Here is a 3,886-nt window from a genome sequence, read left to right as displayed (position 1 = left end):
GGTTTGCTTACCTGGGGTGGCGAGTTAGGATTTGTATTGGCGCTGGCATCAGCACGGGCTTGACGATCTGGCGATCGCTCTGGCGATTGATTGCGCGAGTCTTGGCTGCGGGTTAAGGCTCCTGCCGATCGTGCCATGCTGGCGATAGTGCTGTCTGCAACTGATTGGGTGCTGGAAGTTGCACCGCTGGTGGAGACATCTCGTCTGGGATTACGGCTTTGCAACTGGCCTTTTTGCTGACGGCGAATCTTCTTTTTTGTTTCAGTGGTACTCATAGTCTCAACTCTTGGGAATATTTAAACTTTGGCTTTGCAGGGTAACACCATCTCTGCGTTTTGCAGTGTGCTGCAAGCGCGATTCAGGACGAACGTCCGCCTTATGTCTTTTGAAGGGTATTGAGTTTATCCATTGAGAATTCTTGCACCAATGCGTTTAACTCTTGTATATTCATACCCATAATCTTATCCACTAAAGAATTAATGCGCTCCAACTCGCCCTCCCGAGCCTGTTCATTCCGTGGTGAAATTTTTTGGTATTCATGGTTCCACAATTGCCCAAACTTTACTAGCAATTTCATCTCTGGCTCAATGTTTTGTAAACTCTCTCCAGATTTGAGGTTTTGGACTTTGTCAACAATCTTTTCCATTGCTGTTATCAGTTCGGTGATTGTTTTGATGCTTACAGAGGGTGAAGGCTCCAGTTGAAGCTGTAGGGCTGACTGTGCATTTGTGCTTAGCAATTTTACAAGGTTAGAAGGGTTTAGCCCCATCTCCTTAAGGTATAAAGCATAGATTGTTTGTGCCTCTTTACGAAAGCTGGAATCAGATGGCAGTTTATTGTAAATATTCTTCCAGAGTTTGACTTTATTTGAAAGTTTTTCCTGGAGAATATACCATTCATTTTGCGAAATCTCATTCGTAGATTTAATCTTCTTAATTACAGAATTCAACTCAGTTCCGAAGATAAGTTCTGGGAATGTGAGCGCCAATTTTTTAAGATCGTCATTTTGATCGAAAATTTCATCAAATATATCGACATCTTTGTTCTTAAACACACTGAAGTAGTCACCAGGGCGATAATTTACACCAAGAAAGTTTGCAACCGTTGCAAGCTCATGAAAAGAATGAAAACCTTTACTAATCATTGATGATGCAGCAACAAGGAATGCTTTTTGTAGTTCTGGTTGTTTGATTTTACCAAGGATCTTGAAAGCCAGCATAAATAAACCTATCCCTCCACTAGCTCCACCAATCAAGGGCATATCATGGCGAAACATTGCCTCATAAGCAAAGTTTCGCGAACCATAAGGTCGGTTTGTGTCCACGTTTTCGTATTTGGCAATACCGGGCCGCCATAACCCAACGCCTGTGATGTTGTATAATGCTGGTTCGACACTATCGCGAACGAGTTCTGCATGGGGATTACTTGGATTCAAGGTCTTGTCTGTAAAGGGCCTATATAATTTCTCATCAGTACCTTTTTTATTGCTGTTTACTCTATCCTTGGCAGCTTCTTGCCGTTTTTCTGCGTCAGTACGTACAGGGAACAAACCGGATTTTTCCTCGCTCCGATTATCCTCCTTGTCTTTAAGGCGTTGATATCTTCGTTGTGAGGTAGAAGTTAAATTTGGGGGTTCAAACAAGCCCGGAGTTGGATTTTCTGGCTTTAACTTCTTCCATTGATCTTGGAATTCTGACTTTATTGAGTTAAAATTTGACTCTGATGGGAAGTTAATATCGTCTTGTTTTAGATTCTGATCGAACTGTTCGGGATCTCCCAGAAATCTTGCGAAGTTATATAGAACTTTGAGATTTTCATTAAGATTTGGCTTAATGTTTGTCTCTGGGTTCAGTAAATCAATTATGTATTGACCAAATTTCACCTGAAAATCTTTATCTTCTCTTGTAGAAGGAAGCTTCTTTAGAGTTGTTGAGTCTTTACCATTGTTCCATCCTTCAAAGGCATAGAGAAGATCTGTATCTTTTATTTGGGCTTGGAACAATGCTCGATCGGATGGCGAAGACGAATCCTCAGACTTTATTACTCTTTCAATTGCTGGAGCAACAATCTCTCTTATATTATCAAGAGCTTGATTGACAATATCAGCAAAAAGTTCTGGTTTTTTAAACAACGCACCTGCAAGACCACTTTCAAAAGCAACTTTGCGACGGTTATTGAACATCTCATCATGACCGGCTTCGGCCCAGTCTGCTTCCGTAATGCTACCTGGTAACGATGCTCTTCTCGTTCTAACTTGAGTTCTCCGAGTATCCACTCCAGAGATCGTATCGCGTTCCTCATCAACAGGAGATCCCTGTTCGCTTTCGCTTGAAGCAAGTTTTCGTTGCTTTGCTCTGAAGTCTGGGGCTACTTTGTTTGTATAATAACTACGTTTGCGTTTTTCGGGCATGACTATATCTCCATATTTCAAATCAAGTACTAAGTTTACATAGATGCTATCTTGTCGATCTAAATACCTCAATTTCTTGCAAAGTTATGAGTTAACATTTCGTTTTTCTGTCCATTCCTTGTATTTCTCTCTTTCCCCATAAGCCTTACTGTATTCTTCTTTCAGTTCATCGAACCCCCAATCAAGTATCTTCGCGTACACATCAATTTCATCATAATTTACAGCAGCATTATTTAATGGAGAGTTTACATCATTTGTCAGATTTTGTGTAAAATCAAAAAGTCCAGTACTTGGTGAAAGATATTTATTACTCCTAGCTTGATAGTAATGTATATATTCTTCGAGTGTCATTAAAAGAGCGAGAGCTTTATCTGTGTCATTTTCCAAATTATTTATCTGTCTTTGAGTTAGAGCGGTAATTTTTATTATGTCTTGAGAGGGGTTATATAGATTTTTTTTCAGTGATTCCATCAAATCTCCAATTTTTGTAGATTGAAGGAATTGCTCTCGACCGGAAACACCTGTTTTTTGTTTTTGCCGGGGGATTATTGTCTTCAAAAACTTAACTCTTCCTCCTTGCCTTTCAACTAGAGCTTCGCCTTTTTCTATTAGCTGGACTCTTGCCTCCTCAAACTTCCCTTCTTTGATCTTCTGCACTACATATTCTATCCACTGTTCTAATTGTTCTTGTGCTTCGGATGTTAATAAATCTGTTTTTTCACCTTTATTTTTAATTCTTAGACTTTGAAATTTTTCTGGTGCATCGTCAAAAAGGCTGGACTGTAGTTCTTTAATCTCATTTCCATATTTGTCGTCTATTTTGTCTCTGGGAATTCTACTGATTGCTTTCTGTATCTTTTTTAAATTCTTGATCGTTGGTTCTTTGTCATAGTCCTCTAAAGCCCGAAGAGTCTCATCAAGTGAAGTGATTTTTCCAAAGTATTTAAGATACGGACTCCTTCTCAACTTAGAATTAATTTTTCTTACCTTTTCTTCAAATATTTCTGAGGTTTTTTTCTGTACATTTTCTTCAACGCTTGCTGCTGTTGAGGGTTTTTTCTGTACATTTTCTTCAACGCTTGCTGCTGTTGAGGGTTTTTTCTTTAGACTTGCTCTCATCCTTGCTACTGTTGAGCGTTTTTTGTTTTTTCCTGATTGCATAATTAATAGCTCCTCATTTTGGGTTGACTAGGTTGTTTTCGAGAAACGGACTTTTTTTGGCGTTAGTAAATCAAGAGATGAAACTTTAAAAGTAATCTGTTTCTAATACCTCTAAATATTTAACCAGAGTAAGTGACGGGTATCACCCCTAGTAGAAAATCATCCCACCAATTACCAACGCCCTTTTTTTTGTTGAGGCTTTGCTCATAACCTCAATTCTTGGGAACATTTAAACCTTGGCTTTGTACACCACCACCATCTCTGCATTTTGCAAAGTGGTGCGATCGCCATTGACAGAAAATATCCACTCGCTGC

Annotated in this window: 2 protein-coding genes; both read right to left on the bottom strand. The window is 39.3% G+C overall.

Annotated features, from left to right (window positions below):
- Positions 1–376: 376 nt before the first annotated feature.
- Positions 377–2,410, bottom strand: a complete 2,034-nt coding sequence (locus tag AC3DU7_RS27840) for a hypothetical protein (RefSeq protein WP_488042502.1) — start codon at positions 2,408–2,410, stop codon at positions 377–379.
- An 84-nt stretch (positions 2,411–2,494) separates the two neighbouring features.
- On the bottom strand, positions 2,495–3,571 hold the full coding sequence (locus AC3DU7_RS27835; protein WP_488042501.1) for a hypothetical protein: 1,077 nt from the start codon (positions 3,569–3,571) through the stop codon (positions 2,495–2,497).
- Between the last annotated feature and the right edge of the window lie 315 nt (positions 3,572–3,886).

The sequence above is a fragment of the Okeania sp. genome, from assembly GCF_983059655.1.
The sequence above is the reverse complement of the archived record's forward strand: the minus strand, read 5'-3'. Positions and strand labels throughout refer to the sequence as shown.